The 15089-nt window shown below is 66.5% G+C and carries 13 protein-coding genes; 12 read left to right on the top strand and 1 reads right to left on the bottom strand.

Annotation, left to right across the window (positions count from 1 at the left end; translation table 11 throughout):
- Positions 1-6 precede the first annotated feature (6 nt).
- Together WG924_RS26245 and WG924_RS26240 are read left to right on the top strand one after the other, a co-directional pair.
- The gene (locus WG924_RS26245; RefSeq protein WP_345935994.1) at positions 7-969 is read left to right on the top strand and encodes a TAXI family TRAP transporter solute-binding subunit; all 963 of its coding nucleotides are present in this window, start codon (positions 7-9) and stop codon (positions 967-969) included.
- A gap of 103 nt (positions 970-1072) precedes the next feature.
- Entirely contained in the window at positions 1073-3277 is a 2205-nt protein-coding gene (locus tag WG924_RS26240; RefSeq protein WP_345935993.1) for a TRAP transporter permease, read from the top strand.
- A 98-nt stretch (positions 3278-3375) separates the two neighbouring features.
- On the opposite strand, the gene tldD is transcribed toward WG924_RS26240, so the two are convergent.
- Positions 3376-4824, bottom strand: a complete 1449-nt coding sequence (gene tldD, locus WG924_RS26235) for a metalloprotease TldD (protein ID WP_345935992.1) — start codon at positions 4822-4824, stop codon at positions 3376-3378.
- Between the two features lie 574 nt (positions 4825-5398).
- Here tldD and coxB point away from each other — a divergent pair.
- The 10 genes from coxB to WG924_RS26185 all read left to right on the top strand — a co-directional run bounded on the left by coxB (position 5399) and on the right by WG924_RS26185 (position 14960).
- Positions 5399-6199 carry a cytochrome c oxidase subunit II gene (coxB, locus tag WG924_RS26230; RefSeq protein ID WP_345935991.1) on the top strand — a complete coding sequence of 267 codons (801 nt, stop codon included), beginning with the start codon at positions 5399-5401 and terminating at the stop codon, positions 6197-6199.
- Between the two features lie 35 nt (positions 6200-6234).
- Positions 6235-7830, top strand: coding sequence for a cytochrome c oxidase subunit I (ctaD, locus tag WG924_RS26225; RefSeq protein ID WP_345935990.1), 1596 nt, complete (start codon positions 6235-6237; stop codon positions 7828-7830).
- 242 nt (positions 7831-8072) lie between these two features.
- Positions 8073-9008 (top strand): heme o synthase, encoded by a 936-nt coding sequence (gene cyoE / locus WG924_RS26220; RefSeq protein WP_372044844.1) that lies wholly within the window; start codon positions 8073-8075, stop codon positions 9006-9008.
- Entirely contained in the window at positions 9005-9226 is a 222-nt protein-coding gene (locus tag WG924_RS26215) for a cytochrome c oxidase system small membrane protein (RefSeq protein ID WP_188579193.1), read from the top strand. The genes cyoE and WG924_RS26215 overlap by 4 nt, the downstream gene beginning before the upstream one ends.
- Before the next feature lie 19 nt (positions 9227-9245).
- Complete coding sequence (locus WG924_RS26210) at positions 9246-9950, top strand: cytochrome c oxidase assembly protein (protein WP_345935989.1); 705 nt, start codon at positions 9246-9248, stop codon at positions 9948-9950.
- A gap of 202 nt (positions 9951-10152) precedes the next feature.
- Positions 10153-10962, top strand: coding sequence for a cytochrome c oxidase subunit 3 (locus WG924_RS26205; protein ID WP_345935988.1), 810 nt, complete (start codon positions 10153-10155; stop codon positions 10960-10962).
- Entirely contained in the window at positions 10962-11363 is a 402-nt protein-coding gene (locus WG924_RS26200) for a DUF983 domain-containing protein (RefSeq protein WP_345935987.1), read from the top strand. Before WG924_RS26205 ends, WG924_RS26200 begins: the two co-directional genes overlap by 1 nt.
- 9 nt (positions 11364-11372) lie before the next feature.
- The gene (locus tag WG924_RS26195) at positions 11373-12323 is read left to right on the top strand and encodes an SURF1 family protein (protein ID WP_345935986.1); all 951 of its coding nucleotides are present in this window, start codon (positions 11373-11375) and stop codon (positions 12321-12323) included.
- 54 nt (positions 12324-12377) lie between these two features.
- Positions 12378-13373, top strand: a complete 996-nt coding sequence (locus tag WG924_RS26190; protein ID WP_345935985.1) for a COX15/CtaA family protein — start codon at positions 12378-12380, stop codon at positions 13371-13373.
- A 48-nt stretch (positions 13374-13421) separates the two neighbouring features.
- Positions 13422-14960 carry a carboxypeptidase M32 gene (locus WG924_RS26185; protein WP_345935984.1) on the top strand — a complete coding sequence of 513 codons (1539 nt, stop codon included), beginning with the start codon at positions 13422-13424 and terminating at the stop codon, positions 14958-14960.
- Positions 14961-15089 lie beyond the last annotated feature (129 nt).

Raw genomic sequence — 15089 nt, 5'->3', positions numbered from 1 at the left:
AGAGCGATGTTCGTTCGTAAATCAGCCCTCGCGGCCAGTGTTCTTGCCGGTGGCATGGCATTGGGCGGCGGCCAGGCCCTGGCTGCCACCGATATTCTGATCGGCGGCGGCGCCGTCACCGGCGTCTATTATCAGGTGGCGTTGCAGGCCTGCGCGATCATCAACAAGCAGGCGGCCGACAAGCTGAACTGCGTCGGCCGTCCGGCGCTGGGTTCGGTGTTCAACGTCAATGCCGTCAGCCGTGGCCTGCTCGATTTCGGCGTGGCCCAGTCCGACGCCAATTACAACGCCTGGAACGGCGCCGCCGACTGGGACGGCAAGAAGGTCGAGAACCTGCGCAGCGTGTTCTCGGTGCATCCCGAAACCGTGCTGCTGGTGACCCGCAAGGACACCGGCATCAAATCGGTCGAGGATCTGAAGGGCAAGTCGGTCAATATCGGCAACCCCGGCTCGGGCCAGCGCGGCAACGCCATGGACGTGCTTGAGATGTACGGCCTCGATCCGGAAAAGGATCTGAACGCTCAGGGGCTGCAGCAGGGTGAAGCCTCGCGCGCGCTGGTCGACCAGAAGATCGATGCCTTCTTCTACACCGTCGGCAACCCGTCGGCGGCGATCGAAGATCCGGCCAACTCGACCCAGATCGATCTGGTCGACGTCAACTCGGATGCGATCAAGAAGTTCGTCGAGGAGCGGCCCTATTACGTGATGACCACCATCCCCGCCGGCACCTATCGTGGTGTCGACGAGCCGACCGAGACCTATGCGGTCAAGGCGACGATGGTGACCAGCTCGGATGTGTCGGAAGAGACGGTCTATGATTTCGTGAAGACCTTCTTCGACAATTTCGATGCCTTCAAGGCATCGAATGCCGCCTTCAAGGATCTTGATCCCAAGGAGATGCTCGACGGTCTGACCGCGCCGATGCATCCGGGCGCCGAGAAGTACTTCAAGGAAAAGGGCTGGATGTAATCGCCAGCCCGACAGGCGTGCGACCCGGTGGGGGACCGGGCCGCACGCCTGCCATGTGTTCTGAACCACGGACTTGATGACCAAGGGCGAGAGGGGGGGGCCGATGGCCACATCCGGAGCGGGAGGGCGCAAGGCGCCCGCAGGTGGATCGGGGCCGGTACAGGATCCGGACCTGGATGTCGGCGACACCGCCGCGGCCGAGGCGCTGGTCGCCCAGGTCGAGGCCGGTGCACGCCATCCCGACAGCCGGATGATGCGCTGGCTGATCGTGGCGGTCTGCCTGGGCTGGTCGGCATTTCAGCTGTACATCGCCTATGTGCCCTTCGACCAGTTCCTGGCCCGGGTGTTTCACCTGACCTTCGCCCTGGTGCTGACCTTCCTGTGCTATCCCGCCTATCGCGATCCGAGCGGCCGATTGGCGAAGCTTCTGGACCCGCTGTCGGGTGGTCGCCATTCGGCCGCCCATAAGGTGCCGGTCTACGATCTGGTGCTGCTGGCGGCCTCGATGGTCGCCGTGCTGTATCTGTGGTGGGACTACCAGAACATCGTGATGCGCGCCGGCCTGCCGCTGGAACGCGATGTCTGGTTCGGCATCGCCGCGATCGTGCTGCTGCTGGAAGCGGCGCGGCGCACACTGGGGCCGGCGCTGGCGATCCTTGCCATCGTCTTCCTGATCTATTGCGTCGTCGGCCCCTGGATGCCCGGCATCATCCGCCATCAGGGCGTGCCGCTCGATTTCCTGATGACCGACATGTATCTCAGCGACACCGGCATCTTCGGGGTGCCGATCGGGGTGTCGGTCAGCTTCGTGTTCCTGTTCGTGCTGTTCGGTGCCCTGCTCGACCGGGCCGGGGCCGGCAAGTACTTCATCGACGTGGCGTTCTCGCTGCTGGGCCATCTGCGCGGCGGCCCCGCCAAGGCCGCCGTGGTGGCATCGGGCCTGACCGGGCTGGTCTCGGGCTCGTCGATCGCCAACACCGTCACCACCGGCACCTTCACCATCCCGCTGATGAAGAAGGTCGGCCTGCCCGCCCATAAAGCCGGCGCGATCGAGGTCGCGGCCTCGACCAACGGTCAGCTCATGCCGCCGGTGATGGGGGCGGCCGCCTTCATCATGGCCGAGATTCTGGGCATCCCCTATCTGGACGTGGTGCGCGCCGCCCTGATCCCGGCAGTGATCTCATATCTGGCGCTGGTCTATGTGGTGCATCTGGAAGCCTGCAAGCTGGACCTGAAGCCGGTGCCGAAATCGGAACTGCCGCGCTTCCGCCAGACCTTCATCGCCGGCATCCACTTCCTGGTGCCGGTGGTGGTGCTGGTCTATTATCTGGTGGTCTTGCAGCGTTCCGCGACCTTGTCGGTGCTGCTGGCGATCGAGGCGATGGCGGTGATCATGCTGATCCAGCGGCCGATCATGGCCTGGCTGACCCGCGACAGGAACCAGCCGGTGGGGCCGCAACTGCGCGCGGGCTTCGCGCAAGGGCTGGACGATATCTTCCAGGGTCTGGTGATGGGCGCGCGCAACATGGTGTCGGTGGGCGTGGCCACGGCCGCGGCCGGCATCATCGTCGGCGCCGTCACCATCACCGGTCTGGTCGGCCGGTTCGTGACGCTGATCGACGTGATCAGCTTCGGCAATATCTATCTGATGCTGGTGCTGACGGCGATCACCTCGATCATCCTGGGCATGGGGCTGCCGACCACCGCCAACTACATCATCATGGCCACCCTGACCGCGCCGGTGATCGTGCAGTTGGGCGGCGATGCCGGGCTGGTGTTCCCGCTGATCGCGGCGCATCTGTTCGTGTTCTATTTCGGCATCCTGGCCGACGACACGCCCCCGGTGGGCCTGGCTGCCTATGCGGCGGCGGCGATCGCCAAGGCCGATCCGATCAAGACCGGCATTCAGGGCTTCACCTATGACATGCGGACCGCGATCCTGCCGTTCATCTTCCTGTTCAACACCGATCTGCTGATGGTGTCGGGGGTGGATGATGCGGGCCGGGCGATCTGGATCGACGACCCGATCCATCTGATCTGGATCTCGATCTGCGCGCTGGCGGCGATGTTCGCCTTTGCCGCCGGGGTGCAGGGCTGGTTCGGCCGGGCCTGCCTGTGGTGGGAGCGTCTGGCGCTGTTCGCCATCGCCTTCCTGATGTTCCGGCCGGGCTTCATCGCGCCCTATATTCCGGTGCTCGACCGGCTGGCGGTGCAGGCGATCGCGCTGGGGCTGTTCGTGCTGTTCTATCTCTATCAGCGGCGCACGGCCGGCCCGACCCGGCCGGCCAAGCTCATACCGGGGCGCTGAAGGGGCAGGCCCGCGAGCCAGGCTGGTTCCACAATCAGAAAACCCCCGCCGGTGGCGTCACCGGCGGGGGTTTTCTGTGGAGCGGGTGGTGGTATGGCTCAGGCGGCGGCGATTTCCGTGCCGCCGACGGTCAGGCCGTCGATGCGCAGGGTGGGCTGACCCACGCCCACCGGCACCCACTGGCCGTCCTTGCCGCAGGAGCCGATACCGGCATCCATCGCCATGTCGTTGCCGATCATCGACACCCGCTTCAGCACGTCGGGGCCGTTGCCGATCAGGGTGGCGCCCTTCACCGGCCGGGTGATCTTGCCATCCTCGATCAGATAGGCGACCGAGGCCGAGAAGGTGAACTTGCCCGAGGTGATGTCGACCTGACCGCCGCCGAATTCCTTGGCATAGAGCCCGCGCTTCACCGAGCCCAGGATTTCGGCCGGATCCTTGTCGCCGCCCAGCATATAGGTGTTGGTCATCCGCGGCAGCGGCTGATGGGCATAGCTTTCGCGGCGGCCATTGCCGGTGGCTGTGGTGCCCATCAGGCGGGCATTCATCCGGTCCTGCATATAGCCCTTCAGAATGCCGTCCTCGATCAGCACGGTGCGTGACGAGGGCGTGCCCTCATCGTCGATGGTGATCGATCCGCGCCGGCCCTCGATGGTGCCGTCATCGACCACGGTTACGCCGGGGGCGGCCACCCGCTCGCCGATCAGGCCCGAGAAGGCCGACAGCTTGCGGCGGTTGAAATCGCCCTCCAGCCCGTGGCCGATGGCTTCGTGCAGCAGGATGCCGGGCCAGCCCGGGCCCAGCACCACGGTCATCTCGCCGGCGGGGGCGGGGGAAGCCTCCAGGTTCAGCAATGCCTGGCCGAGCGCCTCTTCCACCAGCGCCTGCCAGCGATCCGGCGCCACCCAGGTGGTATAGCCGGCCCGGCCGCCGGCGCCGGCATAGCCGCTTTCCTGGCGGTCGCCTTCACCGACCAGCAGCGACACGCCGATGCGGACCAGCGGTCGCACGTCGCGCGCCGAACTGCCATCGGGCCTCAGGATCTCGACCACCTGCCAGTTCGCCGACAATGTGGCGCTGACCTGACGGACCCGGTTGTCGCGCGCGCGCGCCCAGGCATCGATTTCCGCCAGCAGCGCCACCTTGTCGGCGAAGGGCATCACGTCCAGCGGGTTGCCGGGCTGGTAGAGGGCCGGACCCGGCTTTGCCGGCGCCACGTCGAGCGTGCCGCCATGACCGCGCAGCACCGCACCGACAGTTTCGGCGGCACGATCGAGCGCCGCGTCGTCGATCTGGCTGGCATGGGCATAGGCGACGGTATCGCCGGCGACGGCGCGCATGCCGAAACCCTGGACGGTGTCGAAACTGGCCGAGCGCAGATGGCCGTCGTCGAAGCCCAGCACCTCGGACTGACGGTATTCAAGGAACAGTTCACCATCATCGGCCCCGCGCAGCGCATCGGCGACCCGGCGTTCGAGCCGGCTGCGATCCAGCGCACCCGAGGCGAAGAAGGGATCGGCGGGGGCGGCGGTTGCGTGATCGGGCATGGTGGCGCCTTCATGTCTGAGGAGCGGGGCAGGGGGCGGAGCCGGGGCCGGCCGGCCGGTGGTGGACCGGCTGCGGCTGGTGCCGCGGATCGCGAACCCAGTGTGACACGGTGCCCCTGCGGCATTCCATCGCAATGGAAGCTGCACAGGGACTGATCATGGTATATATAGCGGGCGACGGGCAGTTATAAGGACCGCCGGATCGCGGCCGGCAGCCATTCTGCCGGTCGGGCCGGTTGCGGGTCCGACGGCCCGGAACGGTAGTCCGCGATCCGCGTTCAAGGCGCATGCGACGAGTTGTCGCATTCTTGGATCATGCGGGTCGCTCCAGCCTAAAGGCAGCAAGACCGCGGGGTTCCGGCCGTGGTCGGGCCGCGGCAGACGCGTCTGCGCACGGCTTGTGAGCCGCAGGGTCGTGGTGTAGGTTTGGCCGCGTCGTGCGGCAAAATGTCCCGCACGGGCGACGTGAGGACGTGGTCGAACGCCGTCCGGCAGAGAAGACGGGCGGAGCCATTCCGCAGGGGGAAGGCCGAGAATGAGGTCGAAGTTTCATATTCTTTCGCTGTTCGCGGCGGTGGCTGCCCTGATCGGGACCGCCAGCGCGGCGTTCGCCGACGGACGGGCAGAGCCATGGCAGCTAAACTTTCAGGCGCCGGCAACGCCTGTGATGGAACAGGTTGTCAATCTGCACGACATCCTGCTCTATATCTCCTTTGCCGTGTCGATCTTCGTGCTGGCGCTGCTGATCCTCGTGGTCCTGCGCTTTAACCGGAAGTCGAATCCCACCCCATCCAAGCGCTCGCATCACACGATGCTGGAAGTCGCCTGGACGGTGGCGCCGATCCTGATCCTGGTGGTCATCGCCATTCCCTCGTTCCGCCTGATCTATTTCGAGGACAAGGTGGAAGAGGCGGATCTCACCATCAAGGCGGTGGGTCATCAGTGGTACTGGTCCTACGAGTACCCGGACAACGGCAATTTCGGCTTTGTGAGCAATCTGCTCGAAGGCGATGCGCTGCCGGAAGGTGGTCACCGTCTGCTGGAAGTCGACAACCGCGTGGTCGTGCCGGTGGGCCAGACCGTGCGTCTGCTGATCACCAGCGAGGACGTGCTGCACAGCTTCGCGATGCCGTCCTTCGGTGTGAAGATGGATGCCGTGCCGGGCCGCCTCAACGAAACCTGGTTCCGCGTGGAAAAGCCGGGCGTGTATTACGGTCAGTGCTCTGAAATCTGCGGCATCCGCCACGGTTTCATGCCGATCGTGATCGAAGCCCGCGCCGAGGGCGAGTTCAATAACTGGGTGACCGAAGCTCAGGGCAAGTTCGCCCGTGTCGACCAGGACGGCGACGTCCGGGTCGCGCTGGCGAGCCGGTAACGCTCCGCGTCATCTGACAACAAGAGGGATTGGTCATGGCACACGCGGGCGCACACGACGCTCACGGCGCGCACCATCCGACGGGCTGGAAGCGGTGGGTCTTCTCGACCAACCACAAGGACATCGGCGTGATGTACCTTGTGTTCGCGGTGATCGCGGGCCTGATCGGCGGTTTCTTCTCGATGCTGATCCGCGCGGAGCTGCAAACTCCGGGCGATCAGATCTTCGGCGGCGACTATCAGTTCTATAACGTGGTCATCACCGCGCATGGCCTGATCATGATCTTCTTCGTGGTCATGCCGGCGCTGATCGGCGGCTTCGGCAATTTCTTCGTGCCGCTGATGATCGGGGCGCCGGACATGGCGTTCCCGCGGATGAACAACATCTCGTTCTGGCTGCTGCCGCCGTCCTTCGCGCTGCTGATCGGCTCGGCCTTCGTCGATGGCGGGGCCGGAACCGGCTGGACGATCTATCCGCCCTTGTCGGGCAGCGTCTCCCATGGCGGGGCCGCGGTCGATATGGCGATCTTCTCGCTGCATCTGTCGGGTGCGGCGTCGATCCTGGGCGCGATCAACTTCATCGTCACCATCCTGAACATGCGCGCGCCGGGCATGACCCTGCACAAGATGCCGCTGTTCGCGTGGTCGATGCTGGTCACCGCCTTCCTGCTGGTGCTGTCGCTGCCGGTTCTGGCCGGCGCCATCACCATGCTGCTGACCGACCGCAATTTCGGCACCGCCTTCTTCGACCCGGCCAAGGGTGGCGACCCGATCCTGTTCCAGCATCTGTTCTGGTTCTTCGGTCACCCTGAAGTCTACATCATGATCCTGCCGGGCTTCGGCATCATCAGCCACGTGATCTCCACCTTCGCCCGCAAGCCGATCTTCGGCTATCTGGGCATGGCCTATGCCATGGTCGCGATCGGCGTGGTCGGCTTCGTGGTGTGGGCGCATCATATGTTCACCGTCGGTCTTGACGTGGACACCCGCGCCTATTTCACGGCGGCCACGATGGTCATCGCGGTTCCCACCGGCATCAAGATCTTCTCGTGGATCGCCACCGCCTGGGGTGGTTCCATCGAGTTCAAGACCCCGATGCTGTTCGCCATGGGCTTCATCTTCCTGTTCACGGTTGGCGGCGTCACCGGCGTGGTGCTGTCGAATGCCGGCGTCGACACCGTGCTGCACGACACCTATTACGTGGTGGCGCATTTCCACTACGTGCTGTCGCTGGGCGCGCTGTTCGCGATCTTCGCGGGTTTCTACTACTGGATCGGCAAGATGTCGGGCCGCCAGTATCCTGAGACCCTGGGCAAGATCCACTTCTGGCTGACCTTCATCGGCGTGAACCTCACCTTCTTCCCGATGCACTTCCTGGGCCTGGCCGGCATGCCGCGCCGTATCCCGGACTATCCGGATGTGTATGCGGGCTGGAACCATGTGGCCTCGATGGGGGCTTACATCTCGGGCTTCGCAGCGCTGTTCTTCGTCTTCGTGGTGTTCCGCACCCTGACGGCGGGTCAGAAATGCGCCGACAGCCCGTGGGGCGAGGGTGCCACCACCCTTGAATGGACGGTGACCTCGCCGCCGCCCTTCCACACCTTCGAGGATGGCCTGCCGCGGGTGAAGTAAGCCCGCCCGTGCCAGACCCGGCTTGTCCGGTCCGCAGATGGCAGCCGATGCCGCCTGCGGACCGGAGCCGTCCCGCCAGCCGTCCCACCTGGGCGCCCGTCGGGCCAGCGCCGGGGCCGTGACCATCCCGCTCGCGGCTCCTGCTCTGTTCCGAGGCCCTTCGCATCGTCCCGACCGTCGGGACGTCGGCGACGCAAGCTTATCCCCCCGCGTCGCGTCCTGATCATCCGAGGCCAAAGCTCGTGACCGATACCGTCTACAGCTCCAGCGCGTCTTCCGCCGGGCATGCCGCCCCGCAAACGGTGGATCCGGGTGTCGACGACTTCATCGCCCTGTTGAAGCCGCGGGTGATGTCGCTGGTGGTGTTCACAGGCGCCGTGGGCATCTTCCTGGCGCCGGGGCAGTTGCATCCGGTGCTGGCCTTCGTGGCGCTGCTGTGCATCGCGGTCGGGGCAGGTGCCTCCGGTGCGATCAACATGTGGTACGACCGCGATATCGACGCGGTGATGACCCGCACCGCCGACCGCCCGATCCCGGCGGGCCGGATGGAGCCTGAAACCGCGCTCGCCTTCGGCGTCACCCTGGCGGTGGCCTCGGTCTTGGTGATGGGGCTGGCGGTGAACCCGGTCGCGGGGGCGCTTCTGGCGCTGACCATCGGCTTCTATATCTTCATCTACACCATGTGGCTGAAGCGCTCGACGCCGCAGAATATCGTCATCGGCGGCGCTGCCGGTGCCTTCCCGCCCATGGTGGGCTGGGCCGCCGTCTCGGGCGATGTGTCGCTGGGCGGGTTGGTGCTGTTCGCGCTGATCTTCATGTGGACCCCGCCGCATTTCTGGGCGCTGGCGCTGTATCGCGATGGCGACTATGCCCGCGCCGGCGTGCCGATGCTGCCGGTGGTGGCCGGCCGCCGCGAGACCAAGAAGCAGATCCTGATCTATACCGTGGCCCTGCTGCCGCTGTCGGTGACGCCCTGGCTGATCGGCATGGCCAGCGTCTGGTATGCGGTCGCGGCCGGCGGGCTCAGCCTGATGTTCCTGGGGCACGCGCTGCGGGTGGCGCGAAGCGAGGGTGACGCGGCGCCCAAGGCGATGTTCCGGTTCTCGATCCTGTATCTGTTCGCCCAGTTCGCCCTGATGGTCGCCGACAAGGCGCTGGGCCTTGGGGTGTGGTCATGAGCAAGGCCGCCAAGCCGCCCGTGGCCGGGGTGACGCCACCGATGACGTCGGATGAATATGATCCGCAGCGTGCGATCGTGACCGGTCACACCGACCCGGGATCGCCCGAGGCGCAGGCGCGGATGAAGCGGATGCGCCAGCGCAACTGGGCCTTGTTCATCCTGCTATGGGCGATGGTGGCGCTGTTCTTCGCCATCACCATCGCGAAAATGAGTTGAGCGGGAGCCGGGACAGACGATGACCGACCGCGATCCGGAGATGGGAAAAAAAGCCACCGTCAGCGATGGCGACCGCCGGCTGCGCCGCGCGAAGCGGCGCACCCTGGCTGGTGTGTTCGTCATGCTGGGCGGCATGAGCGTTCTGACCGCCTATTCCTCGACCATCTACAATCTGTTCTGTCAGGTCACCGGCTATGGCGGCACCACCCAGATTTCGGGTGGCGGCGAGGTGCCGGTGCTCGACCGCGAAATGACCGTGCGGTTCAACGCCGACACCGCCCGCGGCATGCCCTGGGGTTTCTATCCCGAGCAGCGCGAGGTGGTGGTGAAGGTGGGGGAACGCCGGCTGGCCTTCTACAAGGCGGTGAACAACAGCGACCGGCCGGTTCTGGGGCAGGCGGCATACAATGTCACGCCGCAGAAGATGGGCCTGTATTTCGACAAGATCGACTGCTTCTGCTTCACCGAGCAGTTGCTGATGCCGGGGCAGTCGGTCGATATGCCGGTCAGCTTCTATATCGACCCCAAGATGGCCGATGACCGGAATGTCGAAGAGGTACGGACGGTGACGTTGTCCTATACTTTCTTCGATCTGGGCGAGGACGGGCTGCAGAGCTATCTGGAGCGCACCGGCCAGACCCTCGACAAGCTTGCGGCGGCGGCGGGGACTGTGTCCGCCGACACCGCGCGAAACTGGGGGACCGGCCGGCCCGCCGGCGGCTGATCCTCACCGGTTTCCAGGGATGGAACGCACGCGCCCCGCGCCGGTTCTGCCGGCGCGGGCATGGAACTGCCCCTGACCGGGATGGACCCGGACTGCGGGTCAATGGTTATGGTTCGCCCGCGCCGGGCAGAGACGGACGGACCGCGTCCGCGCATACCGGCCGACAAGGGGTCATGCGGCAGCGGCCTTGAGGAGAGTGAAGATGAGCGAAGCACACGCTGCGCACACCAAAGTGCACGATTACCATCTGGTCGATCCGAGCCCGTGGCCCTTCCTCGGCGCCATGTCCGGACTGACCCTCGCCTCGGGCGGCGTCATGTACATGCACGGCAATTCGATCGGCGGCATCGTGCTGACGATCGGCTTCCTGGCGGTGCTGGGCGTCATGGCCGGCTGGTGGCGGGACGTGGTCAAGGAGTCGGTGCATGAGAAGGCCCATACCGGCGTGGTCCAGATCGGGCTGCGCATGGGCATGGTGCTGTTCATCGCCTCCGAGGTGATGTTCTTCGTCGCCTTCTTCTGGGCCTATTTCAATGCCTCGCTGTTCCCGACCGAGGCGGTCGGCGGCGTGTGGCCGCCGGTGGGCATCGAGACCTTCGACCCCTGGCACCTGCCGCTGATGAACACCACCATCCTGCTGCTGTCGGGCACCACGCTGACCTGGGCGCATCATGCGCTGCGCGACGGCGACAACCGCACGACCGTGCAGATGCTGGCGGTCACCGTCGGTCTCGGCCTGTTCTTCTCGTGCGTGCAGGCCTATGAATACAGCCATGCCGCCTTCGCCTTCACCGATGGCGTCTATGCCTCGACCTTCTACATGGCGACCGGCTTCCACGGCTTCCACGTCATCGTCGGCACCATCTTCCTGGCGGTCTGCCTGCGCCGCGCGATGCTGAACCAGTTCAGCGCCACCAAGCATATCGGCTTCGAGGCGGCGGCCTGGTACTGGCATTTCGTCGACGTGGTCTGGCTGTTCCTGTTCGTCTCGATCTATGTCTGGGGCCATTGATGTCTGACCGGCCCGAGGGTCCGGCATGGCCGGCGGTGTCGCCGCTGGCCGCCGGCCTTGGGTGCCGCTGTCCACGCTGCGGCGAGGGGCGCCTGTTCAAGGGGCTTCTCGCCGTTCGCGCGTCCTGCGACCGCTGCGGGCTGGACCTGCAATCGGTGGCGAGTGACGACGGCCCCGCCGCTTTCGTGATCCTGATCGTGGGCTTCATCCTGATGGCGCTGGTGCTGTGGGTGGAGCTGACCTGGGCGCCGCCGATGTGGTTGCACCTGCTGCTGTGGCTGCCGCTGGCGGTGGTGCTGTCGGTGGGGCTGCTCCGGCCGATGAAAGCCTGGATGATCGCTCAGCAATACCGCCATCGCGTGGCCGGGCTCGGCCGCGAGGACGACGATACCGAGGACTGACCCGCCCCCATGTCGACCAAACGACCCACCATCGCCCGGCGCAATGCCGCCGCCAAGCGCCAGGCCGCGTCGAAGCGCCACACGCGTGAGCAGCGCGCCGCCCAGGGGCAGGCTACTCTGCCTCCGAAGGGCACCGCGCCGCACAAAGCCGGCGGCGCGGCCAGGGGCGGGGCATCCGCGAAGGCCGGGGCGTCCGCGAAGGCCGGAGCGTCCGCGAATGGCGGTGGTGCCGGGCGCGGCGGCATCCGCCGCAAGGACGGGCCGCTGCTGCTGGTGCTGGTGATCATCGCGGTCGCCATCATGGCCGGGCTCGGCGTGTGGCAGGTGCAGCGCCTGGCCTGGAAGACCGATCTGATCGAGACCCGTCAGGCGCAGCTTGCCGCCGACCCGGTGCCGCTGCCGGTGTTTGCCGACGATGCGACGCCTGAGGTCTTGCAGGCCTGGGCCTTCCGGCGGGTGGAGATGACCGGCCGGTTCCTGCATGACAAGGAACTGTATCAGGCGGCGAAATCGCTGAACGGCAATAGCGGCTATCATATTCTGACGCCGTTCGAGCGCACCGACCTTCCCGGCGGCACCGAACAGACCGTGCTGGTCAGCCGTGGCTGGGTGCCGCTGGACAACAAGGCGCCGGAAACCCGTGCCGCCGGCCAGATCGAGGGCATCACCCGGGTCACCGGCATCGCCCGGGTGCCGGCGACCGCCTGGATTGTGCCCGACAACCGGCCCAGCGAGAATTTCTGGTTCACGATCGACCTGAGGCTGATGGGCGATTTCGTCGACCACAAGCTGGCGCCGGTCTATGTCGAGGCCGACGACACCCCGGTGCCGGGCGATCTGCCGCGTGGCGGCCAGACCCGGTCCGAGATGCCCAATGATCATCTGCAATACGCGATCACCTGGTTTGCCCTCGCCCTGTCGCTGATCGTGATCTATGTCGTCTATCGCAGGCGGCGCTGACATCTGCCGCGCGCCTGCCTGCCGACGCTCCGCTCACCAGTCCACGGCCCCGTGATGAAGACCTCGAACCGCCGCTTCCGTGCCCTGACCGGCATCGCCATCTTCGCGACCTTCTGCCTGATCGTGCTGGGGGCCGTGATCCGCGCCACCAATTCAGGGCTGTCCTGCCCCGACTGGCCGGTGTGCTATGGCTTCTGGGTGCCGACGCCGGCCAAGCTCGCGACCATCCCCAATGTCGACTACACCTATCTTCAGGTGATGTATGAATGGGTGCATCGCTTCATCGCCGGCATCATCGTGGGGCCGCTGGTGCTGGTGCTGGCGATCTGGGCGCTGACGATGCGGCGAGAGAACCTGCGCCCCGGCCTGTTCGGCATCGCGGCCCTGGCGCTGCTGCTGGTGCAGGGCCTGCTGGGCGGGCTGACGGTGCTGGACCGTAATTCGCCCTGGAGCGTGGCGGTCCATCTGGGCAATGCCCAACTGGTGCTGGCGATGCTGATCGGAATGTATGTCAGCGCCGGCCGGCCGGCACAGAGCGCGCTGGTCTGGACCGAGCCGGTGCCGCGCGCGGCGCGGCTGCTGGTGCTGCTGGTGGCGGCGCTGGCGCTCTCCACCATCGCCTCCGGCGCGATGATGGCCAAGAACGGCGCCTCGCTGGCCTGTTCCACCTGGCCGCTCTGCGATGGTGACGTGATCCCGCCGCTGGACGATCCGATGGTGGCCCTGCACTTCACCCATCGGGTGCTGGCCGGCACCACGGCGCTGTCGATCCTGGCGCTGTTTCTGTGGGCGCGGTCGATGCGCGCCCGCGCGCCCGGCTTCTCTCGCGATATGCACCGCACCGTCGGGCTGGTGGCGCTTCAGGTCGGCATGGGGGCCGCGGTGATCATGCTGCATGTGCCGGTCTGGACGGCAGCCACCCATCAGGCGATGGGGGTTCTGGTGCTGGCCTCGCTGGTGGTGACCGCGCTGCATGCGGCCTTCGGGCCTGAGACCGGCGTGCCGCGCCCGCATCCCAAGGCACTGGCCCGCCATCAGGCTTCGGCCTGACCCTTCCCGGTCGCCGACCATCCACCACCAACCCCAGGGACGCCGCTCATGTCCGCCATGGCCGAACTCGAACGCCGCTTCCGTCGCCTGTCGCATATCGAGGGCGCCGAGGGCGTGCTCGGCTGGGATTGGGCGGTGAACATGCCCAAGGGCGGCGCCACTGCCCGATCCGCGCAGATGGCGACCCTGGCCGAGATCGGCCATGGTCTGTTGACCGCCCCCGACCTGCCGGCCTTGTTCGACGATGCGGCGGCCGAGCTTGACGGCACCACGCCCGATACCGCCGAGGTGGCCGGCTATATCGGCTGGCAGCGGGCCAATCTGGCCGAGATGCGCGGCCGGCATGCCCATGCCACGGCACTGCCCGCCGATCTGGTGGTGCGGCAGGCCGAGGCGTCGTCGGCCTGCGAGATGATCTGGCGCGAGGCCAGGGCCGCGAATGATTTCGCCCGGTTCGCGCCGGCGCTGGACCATGTGCTGTCGCTGGCGCGCGAGGTGGCGGCGGCCAAGGGGGCCGCCCTTGGCCTGCCACCCTATGCGGCCTTGCTCGATGCCTATGATCCGGGCCGCAACCCCGACGATATCGACCGGATCTTTACCCGGCTCGAGGCCGAATTGCCGGTGATCCGCGAGGCGGCGCTGGCGGCACAGGCGGCCCGGCCCCAGCCGGTGCGGCCGCATGGGCCGTTTCCGGTGACGGCGCAGCGCGCACTGGGCATCCGGCTGATGACCATGGCCGGCTTCCCCTTCGATCATGGCCGGCTGGATGTCAGCCATCATCCGTTCTCGGGCGGGGTGCCCGACGATCTGCGCATCACCACCCGTTACGACGAGGCGGATTTCGCCGAAAGCGCCATGGCGGTGCTGCACGAGACCGGCCATGCGCTTTATGAACACGGCCTGCCCAAAGCCTGGCGCGATCAGCCGGTGGGGCTGGCGCGCGGCATGACCCTGCATGAAAGCCAGTCGCTGCTGATCGAGATGCAGGCCAGCCGCAGCCGGGCGTTCATGACCGCTTTCGCCGAATGCGCGCGTCTGGCCTTTGGTGCCGATGCCGACGATCCGGCCTATGGCGCGGACAATCTGCATGCGCTGATGGTGCGGGTGAAGCCGGGGCTGATCCGGGTGACCGCCGACGAGGTGACCTATCCCGGCCATGTCATCCTGCGCTATCGGCTGGAACGGGCGATGATCGCCGGCGATCTGGCGGTGGTCGATCTGCCCGGCGCCTGGGCCGAGGGCATGGCCCGGCTGGTGGGCGTGGTGCCCGATACCGACCGTGACGGCTGCCTGCAGGATATCCACTGGCCGACCGGCTCCTTCGGCTATTTCCCGACCTATTCGCTGGGGGCGATGGCGGCGGCGCAGCTTTTCCAGGCGGCGCGCCGGGCGCTGCCGGATCTGGATGACGACCTGTCACGGGGCGATTTCGCCGGTCTGCTGGGCTGGCTGCGTGCCAATGTCCACAGCCAGGGCTGCCGCTGGTCGGCTGACGAACTGATCCTGCGCGCCACCGGCGCGCCACTCGGCGCCGATGATTTCCTGGCCCATCTGCGCCAGCGTTATCTGGGGGGTGCCGCCGCCTGATCGGGTGCCCAGGGCTCCGAATCCAGGTTAACGGAGAGGTAACCCGAGGATGGAAGCGAGGTATTTGACATCCCAGCCTGCGAGCTTGCGCCTGAGTTTCAGGCTCTTTTTGTCTGCGACCGCGCGGAC

It is taken from the genome of Tistrella arctica (assembly GCF_039630945.1).
GTDB lineage: Bacteria > Pseudomonadota > Alphaproteobacteria > Tistrellales > Tistrellaceae > Tistrella > Tistrella bauzanensis.
The sequence above is the reverse complement of the archived record's forward strand: the minus strand, read 5'-3'. Positions and strand labels throughout refer to the sequence as shown.

What these genes read in the sequence shown, in the direction of transcription:
- WG924_RS26245 (WP_345935994.1), top strand. Translation starts at nt 7, where the DNA reads ATGTTCGTTCGTAAATCAGCCCTCGCGGCCAGTGTTCTTGCCGGTGGC.
- WG924_RS26240 (WP_345935993.1), top strand. Translation starts at nt 1,073, where the DNA reads ATGGCCACATCCGGAGCGGGAGGGCGCAAGGCGCCCGCAGGTGGATCG.
- tldD (WP_345935992.1), bottom strand. Translation starts at nt 4,824, where the DNA reads ATGCCCGATCACGCAACCGCCGCCCCCGCCGATCCCTTCTTCGCCTCG.
- ctaD (WP_345935990.1), top strand. Translation starts at nt 6,235, where the DNA reads ATGGCACACGCGGGCGCACACGACGCTCACGGCGCGCACCATCCGACG.
- WG924_RS26215 (WP_188579193.1), top strand. Translation starts at nt 9,005, where the DNA reads ATGAGCAAGGCCGCCAAGCCGCCCGTGGCCGGGGTGACGCCACCGATG.
- WG924_RS26210 (WP_345935989.1), top strand. Translation starts at nt 9,246, where the DNA reads ATGACCGACCGCGATCCGGAGATGGGAAAAAAAGCCACCGTCAGCGAT.
- WG924_RS26205 (WP_345935988.1), top strand. Translation starts at nt 10,153, where the DNA reads ATGAGCGAAGCACACGCTGCGCACACCAAAGTGCACGATTACCATCTG.
- WG924_RS26200 (WP_345935987.1), top strand. Translation starts at nt 10,962, where the DNA reads ATGTCTGACCGGCCCGAGGGTCCGGCATGGCCGGCGGTGTCGCCGCTG.
- WG924_RS26195 (WP_345935986.1), top strand. Translation starts at nt 11,373, where the DNA reads ATGTCGACCAAACGACCCACCATCGCCCGGCGCAATGCCGCCGCCAAG.
- WG924_RS26190 (WP_345935985.1), top strand. Translation starts at nt 12,378, where the DNA reads ATGAAGACCTCGAACCGCCGCTTCCGTGCCCTGACCGGCATCGCCATC.
- WG924_RS26185 (WP_345935984.1), top strand. Translation starts at nt 13,422, where the DNA reads ATGTCCGCCATGGCCGAACTCGAACGCCGCTTCCGTCGCCTGTCGCAT.